The sequence below is a fragment of the Segeticoccus rhizosphaerae genome, assembly GCF_005222685.1.
GTDB classification, from domain to species: Bacteria; Actinomycetota; Actinomycetes; order Actinomycetales; family Dermatophilaceae; genus Segeticoccus; species Segeticoccus rhizosphaerae.
The window spans coordinates 23255-39065 of sequence record NZ_SWMA01000009.1; the positions used below are offsets into that span (position 1 = coordinate 23255).

Sequence of the window (15811 nt, forward strand, 5' to 3'; positions counted from 1 at the left end):
CCGACAGGATGGCAAGGAGCCATGACGCAGCGAGAGCACCGGACCGTGCGAGCCGTTCCCCGCGAGCCGCTCCCCTCCAGCGTGTACCACTTTGCCATTGCCGTGATCGCGGCGCTGTTGTGCCTCCAGTCGGTGGTCTACCACTCCGAGGTCCACCGCAACGAGATCGGCATCGGCCTGGTCCTGACCATCGCGATCGCGGTGACCCTGCTCGCCTCGACCCGAAGCACGCCCAGGCTCGCCCGGTCATCCCGTTTCGGGCTCTCACTCGACGCCGTCTGGGTCTTCGCGGCGGTGTTGCTGCTTCCCTTCCCGCTCATGCTCTTCGCCATCATGGTGGCGCGCTGGGTGGCCGGCGTGGTCACGGCTGCCACGGCCGGCGCGTCCTACCGACGGTCGCGGCTCATCTCCTACGTCTCGATCACCGGCATCAGCGGCTGGGTGGCCTCGGTCGTCCACCTCGCGGTCAACCACCTGCCTCGGCCGGGTTTGCGCGCCGACTCCCTCGAAGTGGTCGCCGTGCTGGCGGCAGCCGTGACCTTTGCGGTGCTGTCCAACGCGCTGACCAGCATCGGTTACGCGCTCTACCGCTCGGAGCACCTGCGGATCAAGGAGACCGCCACCGGTTTCCTCGTGGAGGTGGCCCTGCTCTGCCACGGCGGCCTCATCGCCTGGGCCTGGACCGTGTCGCCGGCCATGTTCCTGCTCGGCCTCCCCTCTCTCGTGCTCGTCCAGCGGGCGCTGCTGCACGACCTGTTGGAGCGTCGAGCCAACCGGGACGCGAAGACCGGCCTGGCCGCCCACGACTGGTGGAAGGAACGGGCTGCCCACGAGATCGGCCAGAACCGGACCGGAAGGCAGGTCGGTGTGCTGGTGCTCGACATGGACCACTTCAAATGGGTCAACGACACCCATGGACACCTCGATGGCGACCGCGTGCTGCGCGAGGCGGCGGCGGTGCTCGAGCAGCTGGTGCGCTCGGGCGATCTGGTCGGTCGCTTCGGCGGCGAGGAGTTCGTCGTCCTGCTTCCGGACATCCGACTACCCCAGCTGCTCCAGGTCGCCGAACGGCTGCGCAAGGGGGTGGAGCGGCACGTGGTGCCGCTCCCCCGCGGCTCGGTGCGCCTCACCGTGTCCGTCGGTGGCGCCGTCCACCCGCGCGACGGAGACAGCGTTGACGCGCTCCTCGCCCGGGCCGACGAGAACCTCTACCGGGCAAAGCGCGCCGGTCGCAACCAGGTGGTCATCGACACGTGAGCACCGGCTGCCGCCCTGCACCGTGCATGGAAGCAACCGCAACGCCTCCGCGCATCGGAATGCCCGGTCCACAGACCAGGCGAGAGTGATGGACGGCGCCGTTCAGACGGCGAGCGGCGGACTCCGGTCCCCGTCGCCGCCGGGGCCGCCGGGTCGAGCGGATCCTTCGAGGTGTGCAGCGTTCGCAGCCGCCACGATGCCCTGGCGCGCCTGGTCCCACAGCTCAGACCAGCCCTCGGCGGGGATTCGGAGCGCGGTCCGTCGCACCTGACGACTGGCCGGGTCGAGATAGGAGACCTCCACGACGAACGTGACGTCGTTGAAGCTCTCGTCCGACGTGTTGTAGATGCCCGTCTCGAATGCAGCGTCCTCCACGCGCACGCTGCCCCTCGCGAAGGGTATGCCGTCAGCGGTCATCTTCGCGTGGATCGCGTCGCGCAGTCGGTTCATCGGAAAGGTCCTTGTCACAGTGCTTCCGGGCCTTTGGGCGCGGGACGAACAGTAGTGAGTCGATGCCACAGTGGCCCGGGAGACCTACTCTGACACGTCGCCCCCCAGCGCCGGGGCCACTTTGCCGAAAAGGTCCTGCCCGGGGTGCGGTGCAGCCCGCGTCCACCGCTCCCGCCAGGCGGCCGTCCAGTCCGTGACCGCGGCAAGGGCGAGTGGCCGACCGAACCAGTAGCCCTGGCCGATGTCACAGCCCATTTCCTGGAGCAGGGCCACCACTTCGGCGCTCTCGACTCCTTCCGCGACCACCACGCAGTCGGTGCCGTGCGCCATGTGGATGATCGCTTGGACGACCGAGGACTGTGCCGGGCTGGCCCCTGCGAGATCGCGGACGAAGGACTTGTCCACCTTGAGCTCCCGGATGGTCCCCTGCCGCTGCAGCAGCGACTGGATGGAGGAGAACCCCGTTCCGAAGTCGTCGATGGAGATCCGGCAGCCCAGCTCGGCCAGGACGCGCATCACTCGTTCGGCGCTGGTCCAGTCGTGGACGTTGGCCGACTCGGTGATCTCGATGACGAGCTGCTCCGGAGGGACACCGTGATGGGCGAGTCGTTGCTCGATGTGACGTGGGAGGGACAGGTCGAGCAGGTTGCGCGCGGAAACGTTCACCGAGACCGTGAACGCGTCGGAGCCGACGTCCAGTCGTTCGCGCAGCTCGGCGTGATCCCGGAGGACGTCGTCGACCACCTGGGAGGTGAAGGCGGTGATCATGCCCGACTGCTCGGCCAGGGGGACGAACGCGTCCGGGTAGAGCAGGCCCCGGATCGGATGGTGCCAACGCACCAGAGCCTCCGCTCCGACGACGGCGCCCGTGCGCAGGTCGATCTGCGGCTGATAGTGCAGCACCAGCCCGGCACGGGGCACGTCACTGTCGGACACGTGACCCGCGTGCCTTGCCGGAGCCCTCTCCGCCCGGTCCAGCGCGGCCCGCAGGTCGACGGTGAGCAACAGCTGCTCCGGGGTGTGCTGGGCCATCCGAGGCTCGTAGACCTGGGGCCGGCTGTCCTTGTTGACCTTCGCCTCGTAGAGGGCGATGTCAGCCCGCTTCAACAGCTCCGATATCCCGACGCCGGCCTCTGCGTGCGCGATGCCGAGGGACGTCTCCACGGCCAGCTGGATCTCCTCCAGCGGGATGGTGTGGGACACGGCGGCGGCGATCACCTCGGCATACCGAAGCGCTTCCTCCGGACGGGCAAGATCGCCGGCGAACACCACGAACTCGTCGCCACCGACACGAGCGACGATGTCGGAACGGCCCACCAGGGCACGGATCCGGTCGGCGACCACCTTGAGGACCTCATCACCCGTGGCGTGGCCGAGGGTGTCGTTGATCCGCTTGAACCCGTCGAGGTCGAAGATGATCAGCGAGGCGTGCCGGCCTCGTGACCGCGCCGCCCGCAGCGCCCGGGCACCGCCGCGGTAGAGCCGGGTCCGGTTCCCCAGCATGGTCAACTGGTCCTGCTCCGCCTCACGCGCCTTGGACTCCGCGTAGCTGCGCATCGAGTCGTGCTGCCGGGCCAGCATGAGCGTCGAGGCAGCCGAGGACAGGAACTGGGAGAGCACCCGCGACAGCTGTCTCGTGTGCCGCTGGTGGCCGTGGAAGCTCAGCTCGCAGTGACCCAGCACCCGACTCGCTGCGCTCAACGCACCGACGGCCTCGGTGGCCGTGACGTAGGGCGCTGCCGGCGCCGACGGGACCCGATAGTTCGGGGGCAGCGGCGTCACGCTGACCTGATCGGCGTTGCGTCGGGCCCGGACCACATGGCCGCTGGAGCCGAACTGCTGCGGATTGGGATAGACCGTGATGGCGCACTCGGTGACCGGGAAGATCCGCACGGCGTTCGCGGCGGCCAGACTGGCGATCTCCAGTTCGTCGCTGCGGCCGAGGAGGCTGGCGTTGTGCTCGTCCAGGTTCTCCCAGGTGGCCCGCTCGTGCCTGACCTCAGCCAGCTCGTAGAGCAGCTTCCACACGAGGGCGGCCGAGAGCGGGACCAGGACCAGCACGTAGTCGTCCACGGGGAGGAGCAGCACCATCCCGAGCACGAAGGCGACGAGCACCGGGATGCTGGTTCGCAGTATGCCGACCCTGAACACGTGCGAGGTCAGCTGCACCGGGTAGGTGAGCCGGTAGCAGCCCCAGAGGCAGAGTTCCCCCATCGCGCTGGCGACGAGGACGCCCAGCACGTAGTTCCACGGCAAGGCGTCGAACGACGAGACGAGGAGCGCGGTCAGGCTGGTGACCAGCAGCCCCGACCCGAAGTTGAAGAGCGCCCGGAGCCGTTCGTCGGGGTGCAGGACGTAGTCGCGAAGCAACAGCGCGCTGCGGGCGAGCAAGGCCGCCAGGATCGTGGCGGCCGGGCTGGTCACGGCGACCGAGACGAGCACGGCCAGGTCGCCGAGCGCATAGCGGAAGGAGCGCTCGCCGCGACGCACCGACACGACGCCGGCGGCGAGCATCGCGAAGTTGAGGACGAGCACCAGCCAGAAGATCGGCGTGGTGAGGGGCCCCGGCGCGAGGCCCCGCCGGATCAGCGCGCCGAGGGGGCCCAGCAACCCGACGGCGAGCACGATGGCCACCCAACGCTGCAGCGTCGCGGGCGGCCATTCGTCGACCGCGGCGCCCGGTCGGGAACGCGGCCACGACGCGCCCGAGGTGGCCTTCGAAGGGGGCGCCGGCAAAAGCCCACCCGGCTCGTCGACCGGCCAGAAACCGGTCGGCCCGATCACTGCCCGCTCGTCCACCCTGCTCCCGTCCAGCCCCGGCTCCGCCTACCCAGCGAACTCCATGATGCCCGACTCCGAGACAAAGACAGCAACACGGATGGTCGAGAACGGCCCACCACGACAAATTGATCTCGATTGAAGGTTCAAGTGGAAGGTGCCGGTGCCGATAGGACGGGAGAACGCTCACCCTCACGACACCACGGAGCCCCCGACCGCCATGTCCCGACACCGCCAGCCCCGCGCAGTGCGCACCACCTCCGCCGCCGCGCTCGCCACGGCCACCGTGCTCCTGCTCCCAGGGGTCGCCCAGGCCGCCCCTCCCCCCGCGTCCAGCGCTGCTGCCACACCGCAGGTCGGCGCCATGGCGCCGGCGAACCCGGCGCCCTCTGCCCGCAACACCGCCGCGCAGGCGCTCCGGCCACCGACGACCCCGACGTTGCCGAGGAGCATCGAGGACTACGCCATCCACGTGTCGGCGAGCTCGTGCGACACGTCGGACAAGCCCGGGACGGTCAAGCTCGCCAAGCTGCTGGTGAACACCTACCCGGGGACCAGCTACAGCCTGTCGCGTTCCTGCGGCTCCAGCACCATCCCGACGACCGAGCACTACGACGGCCGCGCCATCGACTTCGCCACGAATGCCCGCACCAGCAGCGGCCGGGCCGTCGGCGACAGCTTGGTGCAATGGCTGCTCGCCAAGGACAGCTCGGGCAACCCCGGCGCGAACCTGCGTCGCCTCGGGATCCAGTACATCATCTGGAACAACTGGGCCTGGTACACCTACAAGTCGCCCTGGATCACCAGCAACGGCGGCTGGGTGCACTACCGGGAGGACTGCTTCACCACCGCGACGGGCGCCGCCTACGACTCCTACTGCCACCGCAACCACGTGCACCTGTCGCTGTCCTGGAACGGGGCAATGGGCCAGACCACCTGGTGGACCGGCCGGGTCAACAGCTTCGACTACGGGCCGTGCAGGGTGCCGGACCTCAACTGGGCACCGACCCGTCGTGCCTTCAACGGCACCAAGTGCCGCAGCTATCCGACCGTCCAGCCGGAACCCGGGTCGTCGGCGTTGCACCGGACGCTGGTCACCTTCTCGGGGATGTCGGCCCGGCTCGGTATGCACGGGAACGCCGTGAAGGCGGTGCAACAGGCCGTGGGAGCCGGTGCGGACGGCTCGTTCGGCCCTGCGACCGACGCCATGGTCAGGCAGTTCCAGGCCTCCCAGGACCTCACCGCGGACGGGATCGTCGGCGTCAACACCTGGCGCGCCCTGCTCAAGGTGACCGCGCCGGGCTACCGGCCGCCTGTGTCTGCCACCCCACCACCTGCGCCGGCCCCGACCCAGCCCGTGATCACCGCCCCGGCGCCGGAGCCGTCGCAGCCCGTGAAGGCCCGGACCAACGTGTCACTCGCGGCCTCCGCCGCCCGGATCACCAAGGGGCGCAACGTGATGCTGACGGGCGACCTGCTGACCACCTCACGTCGCAAGATCGTCGGCGAGACGGTGCGGCTCTACCGCAAGCCTGCCGGCTCGCGAGTCTGGAGCCCTCTGCGGTCACTCCGGACCGGTGCTTCCGCGAGGTTCCGCGCCACGGAGCGTCCCGGCGTGACGACGGCCTACCAGGCCCGCTACACCGGATCCTCCCGGTATGTCGCGTCGGCGTCGCCCTCGCGCACGGTCACCGTGACCGTCGTCAAGGCGCGGCCCTACGCGAAGTACGAGAAGGTCGTCCTGCGGGTGGGGTCCCGCGGTGTCTCCGTCAAGGTGCTGCAGCGGGCCCTGCGCATGCCGGCGCGTGAGCTGGACGGCGTGTTCGGGCCCAAGACCCGCGCCTGGGTGGTGGCCTTCCAGAGCGCGCACCGACTGCCGGTCAACGGCGTGGTCAGCGCCCGGGTCTGGCGGGCGCTGTAGAGCCCGCGCGTCCCGGCTCGGTCCGAAGGGGCGGCGCCGCTAACCTTGGGGCTCCCGGCCGAAGTGGAGCAGTCGAATGAAGGCAACCGACCAGTTGACCGAGGTCTCGGAACACCAGGACCTCGCTGCTCTCCCCCTGGATGAGCTGCGTCGGTATCGCCAGCTGCTGCGCGACGAGGAGGACCGCGTGTCCTACCACCGGCGGGTGCTCTTCGGGCGGGTCGACCTGTTGCAGAAGGTGTTGGACAACCCGCACCGCACGGACCAGTCCTGGTTGCTCAACGCGCGAGAGCTCGCACACGCCCTGCGCGACCGCCACCCGGGCACCCAGCGGGCGGCGCTTGTCCGGATCCGGCATGCCGAGGAGCTCACCGAGCTCCCGGACACCGAGGGCGGCGGGTGGAGCCGTGACCCCGACCTGCACGACCCCGACGACGTGCAGGACGTGCTCGCCGAGACCCGGGCGGTGGCCGACCGGATCAGTGGCTACCGCAGCCAGATCCACGCCCGGATGGACGAAGTGATCGCCGAGCTCATCGCCCGGTACAGGGCAGACCGCTCGGCCGTCCTGCGGCTCATCGACGAACGCTGAGGCAGGGCGTCCGTCGGGGCGCACGACCCCCGGAACGCGGCCGCTGACGCTACCGGCTCAGGAGCTCGGACGCGGCCAGGAGGCCCTCGTCAAAGGCGCGCACCGCGTTGAGGCCTGCGGTGTCGCGGGCGCCCCCCACGACCACGCTCGGCAGGCCGCGGGAGACCAGGGCGCCGGAGACGGGGTCGTGCGGCACCTGTCCGGCGGCCACCACGACCGAGTCTGCGGCGATCAGCTCCCTCCCGACGGCCCCCACGACCAGCACGCCCTCGGGCACGATGGCCTCATAGCGGACCCCCGTGCGCAGCACCGTTCCCCACCGGCGCAGCTCGCCGAGCAGGACCCAGCGGGTGGACCGCCCGATCCCCGTGCCGATCCGGCCGGAGCGCCGCATGAGGGTGACCTGCCGTGCCGGGGTACCCACGCCTGGGGTGGAGCCCTCGGCGATGGGCAGGTAGTGGTCCCGGAAGCGTCCCAGCTCGTCGCCGGCCTGGACGTGCGTCAGCAGGTGTGCGAGGTCGACCGCCACACCACCGCCGCCGATCACCGCGACCCGCGCGCCCAGCCGCCCACGGGTGCTGCCACGCGGGTCCAGCGCGGCGAACGCTTCGGGATAGGTGAGCACGTGCTCGAGATCCGATCCGGGCAGCGCCGTCTCACGAGGACGCACCCCGGTCGCGACGACGACGCCGTCGAGATCGTTGTCGCCGGTCAGGCGCCGCACGTCGACGGGCTGCCCGAGGTGGACCTCGACACCGAGCCGGTCGAGCTCGTGGGCGTAGTAGCGCACCGTCTCGGCATAGTCGGCCTTCCCCGGCACGAGCCGGGCCATCCGAAACTGGCCGCCGAGCTCGGCTGCCTGCTCGAACAGCACGACCCCCGCGCCCGCCAGGGCCAGGCCACGGGCGGCGGACAGCCCCGCCGGGCCGCCACCCACGACGGCGAAGCGCCTCCCGACGCCGGCTGCACTCGGCCTGCCCACCTCCCCCAGCGACAGTTCCCGGGCGGCGCGCGGGTTCACCATGCACGACACGGGTTCGTCGACGACCGAGCGGTCGATGCAGGCCTGGTCACAGGCGATGCAGATGTTGACCAGACGGCTCCGGGCCGAGCGTCCCTTGCCCACCACCTCGGGATCAGCCAGGAACGGGCGCGCCATCGAGACGAAGTCTGCCGCGCCGACGCGCAGGAGCTCCTCCGCCTGGGCCAGCCGGTTCACGCGGTTGCCTGCGATCACGGGCAGGTCGCCGACCGCGGCCTTGACCGCGGCGGCCTCGGCGGCCCAGGCGGCCGGCGGCACGTTCAGCTGCACCGTCGGCACCGGAGACTCGTGCCACCCGATGCCGACGTTCAGCGCATCCACGCCGGCAGCCGCGAGCGCACGTGCGAACCGCTGGGTCTCGGCGGCCGTCGTCGAACCGGGGAGAAGGTCGGCGCCCGACATCCGGTAGATCACGGGGAACCGCTCACCCACGGCCGACCGCACCAGCCGAACCACGTCCAGGGGCAAGCGCATCCGTCGCTCGAGGTCTCCGCCGTAGTCATCGTCGCGGTGGTTGGTCAGCGGTGAGACGAACTGGTTGAGCAGGTAGCCCTCCGAGCCCATCACCTCCACGGCGTCGAAGCCGGACGAGGCAGCCGATGCGGCCCCTCGGGCGAAGTCCCCGGCGGTGGTCCGCACCTCTGCCGGGCTCAGCTCTCGCGGCGGGTCCGGCGAGAACCGGCTCGGCAGCGCCGACGGTGCGACGGGCGACAGGCCGAACGAAGCTCTCGAGGCGTAACGGCCTGCGTGGAACAGCTGCAGGGCCACCAGCCCTCCGGCCGCGTGCACCTCCTCCGTCACCCGGGTGAGGCTCTCTCGGTGTGCCGGCTCGTCGAGCAGGCCGTAGTGGGGACCGGCGGCGCCGACCCGGCTGACGGCCCAGCCGCCGGTGATGACGAGTCCGGCGCCGCCGCGAACCCGTTCGGTGTAGAACGCGGCGAGGGCACGGCCTCCGTCCGCGTGGTCCTCCAGTCCGAGGTGCATCGCACCCATGACGACGCGGTGCGGCAGCACAAGCCCACCGATGGCGCCGGACCGCCAGAGCAGGTCAGGCATCCGGGCCCACGCCGGCGGCGCCGGGGCCGGGCCGCGGGGGAAGCGACAGCGGGGGCATCGCATCCGCGTAGAACGGCGGAGCCACGACACTGAGGCCGCCGTCGACGACGAGGGTCTGACCAGTGACGTACTCGGAGGCGGCGGACAGCAGGAAGAGCACGACGTCCGAGACCTCCTGCACCGTGCCCATCCGTGCCTTGGGCACCTTGGCGAGGACCTCCTCCAGCGGGGGCATTCCCGGGACGTCATAGAAGAACGCGGACGAGTCGGACTCGATGATGCCGCCGTTGACCGCGTTGACGTTGATGCCGTATGGCGCGAACTCCACGGCCATGTAGCGCACCCAGGCCTCCAGCGCGGCCTTCGCGGTCCCCAGGTTGGCGTAGGTGGGGTAGGCCCGTTGGCTGCCGTAGCTCGACAGCGTGACGATTCGCCCCCCGTCGCGCATCAACGGCACCGCACGCTGAGCGGCGAGGACGAACGACCGGACGTTCATGGCATAGGAGCGGTCGAGGTGGTGCTGCCCGAGGTCGAGGATCCGCTTGAACGAGCTGGCCGCCGCGTTGTTCACGAAGTGATCGAGGCGGCCGTAGCGCTCAGTGACCACGTCGAAGAGGCGATCGATGTCGGCCGGCTGCTCGACGTCGGCCTGCACCATGGTGCCGGCACCTCCACGCTGCTCGATCTCCGCGAGCGTCTGGGCCGCGAGGTCCTCGTTCTTCTTGTAGTTGACCACGACCGTGCCGCCGTGCGCGGCCAGCGAGAGCGCGAGTGAACGCCCGATCCCGCGAGAGCTGCCCGTGATGAGCGAGACGGTGCGCGAGAAGGATGCAGTCGGTTCCGCCTGCTCCGTGGCGGTCACCGGACGGCCTCCCCGTCCCGCTCGTACCGACGCAGGACCTCCCGGGCGATCACCGTCTTCTGGATCTCGTTGGTCCCTTCCTCGAACCGTTGGGCACGGGCGTCGCGATAGACCCGCTCGATGGCGCTGGAGGACCAGTAGCCGATGCCGCCATGGATCTGCAGGGCCTTGTCGGTGACCCTGGTGAGCATGTCCACCGCGACGAGCTTGCACATGGAGGACACGGCGACGACGTCCTCGCTGTCGCCGCGCTCCCACTCTCGAGCGGCATGGGCGACGAGCTGTCGAGCCGCCTCGAGGTCGGCGGCGTTCTCGGCGATCATGAACGAGATCGCCTGTCGTTGGGACAGGGTCTTGCCGAAGGTCGTGCGGTGCAGGGCGTGGTGCACGGCAAGGTCCTGGGCGCGTCGGGCCAGCCCGACGCAAGTCATGCCCACGGCGATCCGGCTCGGCGTGAGGAAGCCGCCGAGTGCGACCTCCAGGCCCTGGCCCTCGGCGCCGAGCCGGTCCGCGACCGGCACCGGCGCGTCCTCGAAGACCAGGTGCGCGTGGTCGGTGCCGCGCACACCCATCGTCTCCGCCATCGGTGTGACGGTCACACCGGGGGTCGACCGGTCCACCATGAGGGCGAGCGTGCCCTCCTTGCCGGTGCTGCCCGTCAGCCGGGCGAACAGCAGCCACCGGTCGCAGTTGACGCCGAAGGTGATCAGGTGCTTCTCGCCGGAGAGCAGGTAGCGGTCGCCCTCACGGGTGACGTGGCACCGCAGATCGGCCCCGGTGCCGGCGGTCGGCTCGGTGAGGGTGAACGCCACTCTGCTCTCCCCCTTGACCTGCGGTATGACGAAGCGCGCTCGTTGCTCGTCGGTGGCGAACTGGTCGATCGCCCGCCAGACGCCGTTGCACACGTGCACGATCATCCGCAACGACGCGTGCGACATCGAGAACAGCTCGAGCAGCTGCAGGTAATGGGAGAACGTCAGGCCCGCCCCGCCATACTCCTGCGGCGCTGCCAGCGAAAGGTAGCCGCGCTCCCGCAGCTCGTCCCACAGCCCCTGTGCGACCACTCCCTCGCGCTCGATGCGCTCGGCCCAGACCTCGCCCGGTCCGGCCACGTAGGCGGCGACCTCGTCCTTGAGCGCGGTGAAGCGCGCCTCGTCCACGGTCTGATGGGTGTCCACGACAGCTCTCGCCACGGATGTCGGAGTCGTCTGGGTCACGTCGGCAGCTCCTCCTCGGTGCGGGTCCGGAACCCCCGGGCCCGTTCGCGCAGCACGAACTTCTGCACCTTGCCGGTGGCATTGCGTGGCAGGTGGTCCACGAGCTCGAGCCGCTCCGGCCAATAGTGCTTGGACACCTCGTGGCTGTCCAGGTGCTTCTGCATCGACTCGAAGTCCAGCTCGGAGTCGGGCGCGAGGACGACGAAGGCACAGGCGCGCTCCCCCAGCCGACGGTCCGGCATCGCCACGATGGCGACGTCGTCGACCGACGGGTGCTCGAAGAGCAGCTGCTCGATCTCCGAGACCGGCACCTTCTCCCCGCCCCGGTTGATGATGTCCTTGACCCGGCCACTGATCCGGATGTAGCCGGACTCATCCAGGATCCCGAGGTCGCCCGTGCGGAAGAAGCCGTCGGCGGTGTAGGCCTGCGCCGTCCAGTCCGGGTGCCCGAGGTAGCCCTCGAAGAAGGTCGGCCCGCGCAGCTCGAAGTTGCCCTCCACACCGCGGGAAAGCGGCCGGCCCCGATCGTCGGTGATGCGCACCTCGATGCCCGCCAGCGGCCGGCCGTCGGTGCCCCAGGCCTTGATGGGCTCGTCGGCAGGCGCCGACAAGGTGCCCAGGCACGTCTCGGTCGTGCCCCATGCACCGCACACCGCGGCGTCGAGCACCCGCGTCGCCCGCTCGGCCAGGCCACGGGGCACGGCGGCTCCGGTGGCCACGAACACGCGGAGGGTCTCGGGCCGCGGCGCACCACCCTCGACCGCGCGCACCAGGTCCGCGAGGAAGGGCGTGGCCGCCTGCACGACGGTGCCGCCGTGCTCACGCAGAGCCCGTAGGCCGACGTCGGGATCCCAGACCGGCTGCACCACCTGGGGGGCACCGAGCAGCAGCGCCACCCACATGCCGTAGAGGAAGCCGGTCTGGTGGGCCAAGGGGGATGGCACGTAGACACAGTCCGAGCCGTCCAGTCCCAGGTGCGACGCCTGCATGGCGGCGGCACGGGTGAGGACATCGTGCCGGTGCAGAACGCCTTTCGGCTCACCCGAGGTGCCCGAGGTGAACAGCAGCTGCGCCGTCTGCCGCGGGCGGGCGGACAGCCCGGACGCCAGCTGCGAGTCGACCGGCGCACCGTCGACAAGGGCGCCGTAGTCGTGCCAGGCGGGCCCTCCCTCAGAGGGCGGTGCCCACCTGCCCTCGCCCCCCAGCACGACGACATGGTCGAGGTGGGTCCGGCCAGCCCGGCACATGGCGGCCGTCTCGGCCGCGTGGTCCCGCCCCCGGAACGAGTGGGGCACGAACAGCACCCGCGCCCCTGAGCGGTCCAACGCGAACGAGATCTCGCGTTCCCGGAGGATGGGCATCAGCGGACAGCAGACCGCCCCCACCCGCAGGATCGCCAGCGAGACGGCGACGAACTCTCCCCGGTTGGGCAGCTGGAACGCCACCCTCTCCCCCGGCCGTACACCGAGAGCAAGCAGTGCGCCGGCCAACCGGCCCGCCTCCCGGTCCAGCTCTTGCCACGTCCACACCCGCGAACGCGAGCGCGAGCACTCGATCACGGCGGGCTGCTCGGGCCGCTTCGCGGCCCAGCGCCGCACCCATTCCGTGATGGGCGTCCGGGTCGGGTCCCCGGGAGGGTGCCGCCGGCGCGGTGCTGCCGCGGCACGCCCCTGTCGCACCGACATCCGCAGACCGATCGCGTTCATCGCATCCAGGAAGGTGGGGTAGGAGATCTGGTAGGCGTGCGGGTAGCTGAGCCGGCTCACACCCTGCGCCCGCGAGGCGGCGACGGCCAGCGCCATGAGGACCCGGTGGTCGTTGAACGACGACAGCGGTGCGCCCGTCAAGCCGGCCACGCCATGGACCAGCAGCCGGTCCCCGTCGAGCTCGAGCCGTGCGCCCATCCGGTTGAGCTGGAGCATGGCCGAAGCGCGATCCGACTCCTTCAGTCGGGTGTGCGAGACATGGTCGAACACCGTTGTCCCTCGGGCGAAGGTGGCCATCGCCGCCAGCACGGGCAGCATGTCGGGAAGATCGCGACAGTCCACGCGGGTGCTCTCCAGCGGGTGCCCGTCGTGACTCACCCGCACGGAGCGGGCGGCTGCGTCGAGCGACATGCCGAGCCCCATCCGGGTCATGATGTCGAGGACCTCGGCCTCGGGATGGTCGGTCTGGTCACTGCTCACCGCAGTCATCCCGTGCAGCAGCACGTCAGCCGGATGGACGGCGGCCGCGGCGAGCCCGAAGGCCGCCGACCCCACGTCGGGGGGCAGCAGCAACCTCGTCGGCGCCGCCTCCTGGTCCGGCTCGACCTCGAACCGGCGCCAGTCCTCACTCACCTCGACCCGGAGTCCGAACTGCCGCATCATGCGCACGGTCAGGGCGAGGTAGGTGCGTTCGTTGGCCGAGCCCTCCACCTCGATGACCGTCGGTGCGGTGGCGAACGGTGCGAGCAGAAGCAGTCCGGAGATCCACTGTGACAACGTGCCGTCGATGGCCACCCGGCCGCCGGACGGCCGACCGGGTCGGATCGTGATCGGTGGGCAGCCGTCGGCGGACTCCAGACGCACCCCCAGCTGCTCGAGAGCGGACAGGAGTGGGACAAGAGGGCGCCGCTGGAAGTACTTCTGTCCGGTCACGGTGACCGGACGGTCAGCCAACGACGCCAGGCCGGTCATGAAGTAGAGGGTCGTGCCCGAGCTGCCCGCGGTGACGACCTCCCTGCGAGGACGGTAGGGACCGCCGTGCACGAGGAAGGTGTCACCCTCGACGTCGATCCGCGTCCCGAGCTGGCGCAGCATCTGGACGGTGTAGCGCACATGGCGAGCGTCCGACAGCCCGACCACGCGGCTCTCTCCGTGCGCGAGAGACGCGAGGATCAGCGCGCGGTGTGCGTGGTACTTCGAGTTCGGCACCACCACCTCACCCGCGACACGGCCCTCGCTGCCGTCGACGGACAGGTACACGCCCAAGAGACTAACCACCTTCCACCATCGGTAAACCCTCCGCGACCACGCCGGCGCCCTGACGGACCAGTGGTCCTGGCAGGTGGTGCTGTCACCGGCGGTAGGGTCGGGATACCAATTCCCCTGACACGGACGGATCCCATGACGAGGACGCTCTACTCCGCGCCCTACATCGTCGGTTTCCAGGAGGGCCAGCACCGCATCCTGCGGGACGGGTGCCTGGTCGTCGACGGTGACCGGATCACGCATGTGGGAGCCGAATACGCCGGTGAGGTGGACGAGCGTGTCGACCTGCCGAACCGCATCATCACACCCGGCTTCATCGACACGCACTCACATCTGCACGAGTCGCCCATCGACAAGTCCGTCCAGGAGGACACCGGCAACCGTCAGTTCTGGCTCACCGGGCTGATCGAGATCCTGCCGGCGGAAGCGGCCGGGCTCGACCGTGCGTCGATGCGAGCATGCGTCGACTACTCGCTGATCGAGCTCGCCCGTTCGGGCACCACGACGGTGCTGCAGCTGGGCGATGAGGCCGACTACGTGGCGGACGCCGTCGAGGCCAGCGGGCTGCGTGGCTATGTCGCACCGTCCTACCGTTCGGGCCGATGGTTCACCCCGGACGGCAGGCGGGTGGACTACGAGTGGGACGAGGCGGCTGGGCGTCGGGGGCTCGAGGAGGCCATCCGCTTCGTGGAGTCGAACACGGGCCGGGCGGACGGCCGGGTCCAGGGGTTCCTCGCCCCCGGCCAGGTCGACACGTGCAGCGAGGACCTGCTCCGCGCGAGCTCGGTGGCCGCTGGCGAGCTGCGAGTGCCCGTGTCCCTGCACGCATCCCAGGGAGTCTGGGAGTTCAACGAGATCACACGGCGACACGGACGCACACCCGTCGAGTGGCTCGCCGACATCGGCTTCCTCGGACCCCGCACGCTGCTCGGCCACGCGATCTTCATCACCGGGAACAGCTGGGTCAACTTCGCTGGCAACGACCTCGGCCTGCTCGCGCAGTCGCAGACGTCCGTGTCCTACAACGCCTGGTGCTTCGCGCGCCGGGGCATCCTGATGGAGTCGTTCCCGGAGTATGTCGAGGCGGGGGTCAACATGTGCCTCGGCACCGACACTGCTCCCCAGTCCATGATCGAGTCGCTGCGCTGGACAGCCATATCCGGGAAGATCACCTCGCGCCGCGCCGACACCTCCACCGCACGGCGCGTCTTCGACGCGGCCACGCTCAACGCCGCCGCCATGCTCGACCGGCCCGACCTGGGGAGGATCGCGCCGGGCGCCAAGGCGGACCTGTTGTTCTGGCGGACGGATTCCTTCGGCATGGCTCCGCTACGCGACCCGATCCGCAACATCGTCTACTACGCGCAGCCCTCCGATCTTGCCGACGTGATGGTCGACGGCAAAACGGTCGTGGAGGACGGGGTGGTCGTCGGAGCCGACGTGGCGGCGGCCGCCAGGGGGGTTCAGGCCGCGGGCGAGCGGGTCTGGGCGCACTGGTCAGAGGGCGACTGGGCGGGCCGCTCCCTCGAGGAGGTCGCACCGATGACCTACCCCGCCTTCGAGGACACCGACGTCGAGGGCACCAAGCGCTGAGCACCCACCACGGCCGCTCGAGACCGCTGCCAACCCCTCCCTGACGCCGGCCTCACGGCATACAGTGGCGG

Annotated in this window: 10 protein-coding genes; 4 read left to right on the forward strand and 6 right to left on the reverse strand. The window is 70.3% G+C overall.

Annotation, left to right across the window (positions count from 1 at the left end):
• The first annotated feature begins 21 nt into the window (after positions 1-21).
• Positions 22-1257, forward strand: coding sequence for a GGDEF domain-containing protein (locus FCN22_RS08650; RefSeq protein WP_137121151.1), 1236 nt, complete (start codon positions 22-24; stop codon positions 1255-1257).
• Between the two features lie 102 nt (positions 1258-1359).
• Here the strand turns inward: FCN22_RS08650 and FCN22_RS08655 are convergent, their stop codons facing one another.
• Together FCN22_RS08655 and FCN22_RS08660 are read right to left on the reverse strand one after the other, a co-directional pair.
• Complete coding sequence (locus FCN22_RS08655) at positions 1360-1707, reverse strand: hypothetical protein (protein ID WP_137121152.1); 348 nt, start codon at positions 1705-1707, stop codon at positions 1360-1362.
• Positions 1708-1791: 84 nt separating this feature from the next.
• Positions 1792-4506, reverse strand: coding sequence for a putative bifunctional diguanylate cyclase/phosphodiesterase (locus tag FCN22_RS08660; protein ID WP_137121153.1), 2715 nt, complete (start codon positions 4504-4506; stop codon positions 1792-1794).
• A gap of 226 nt (positions 4507-4732) precedes the next feature.
• Between FCN22_RS08660 and FCN22_RS21580 the strand changes: the two genes are divergently transcribed.
• The gene (locus tag FCN22_RS21580; protein WP_162308163.1) at positions 4733-6406 is read left to right on the forward strand and encodes a peptidoglycan-binding domain-containing protein; all 1674 of its coding nucleotides are present in this window, start codon (positions 4733-4735) and stop codon (positions 6404-6406) included.
• Between the two features lie 76 nt (positions 6407-6482).
• Positions 6483-6998 (forward strand): RsiG family protein, encoded by a 516-nt coding sequence (locus FCN22_RS08670; RefSeq protein WP_137121154.1) that lies wholly within the window; start codon positions 6483-6485, stop codon positions 6996-6998.
• A gap of 49 nt (positions 6999-7047) precedes the next feature.
• On the opposite strand, the gene FCN22_RS08675 is transcribed toward FCN22_RS08670, so the two are convergent.
• The 4 genes from FCN22_RS08675 to aroA are packed head-to-tail and all read right to left on the reverse strand — an operon-like array spanning position 7048 to position 14141.
• Positions 7048-9096 (reverse strand): oxidoreductase, encoded by a 2049-nt coding sequence (locus FCN22_RS08675; protein ID WP_137121155.1) that lies wholly within the window; start codon positions 9094-9096, stop codon positions 7048-7050.
• Positions 9089-9958 (reverse strand): SDR family oxidoreductase, encoded by an 870-nt coding sequence (locus FCN22_RS08680; protein ID WP_137121156.1) that lies wholly within the window; start codon positions 9956-9958, stop codon positions 9089-9091. The genes FCN22_RS08675 and FCN22_RS08680 overlap by 8 nt, the downstream gene beginning before the upstream one ends.
• Positions 9955-11175 (reverse strand): acyl-CoA dehydrogenase family protein, encoded by a 1221-nt coding sequence (locus tag FCN22_RS08685; protein ID WP_202911480.1) that lies wholly within the window; start codon positions 11173-11175, stop codon positions 9955-9957. The genes FCN22_RS08680 and FCN22_RS08685 overlap by 4 nt, the downstream gene beginning before the upstream one ends.
• A complete protein-coding gene (aroA, locus tag FCN22_RS08690) occupies positions 11172-14141 on the reverse strand; it encodes a 3-phosphoshikimate 1-carboxyvinyltransferase (RefSeq protein WP_137121157.1) in 2970 nt (989 codons plus the stop codon). Before aroA ends, FCN22_RS08685 begins: the two co-directional genes overlap by 4 nt.
• A 141-nt stretch (positions 14142-14282) precedes the next feature.
• Here aroA and FCN22_RS08695 point away from each other — a divergent pair, with 141 nt between their 5' ends.
• Complete coding sequence (locus FCN22_RS08695; RefSeq protein WP_137121158.1) at positions 14283-15740, forward strand: chlorohydrolase family protein; 1458 nt, start codon at positions 14283-14285, stop codon at positions 15738-15740.
• The last annotated feature ends 71 nt before the right edge of the window (positions 15741-15811 follow it).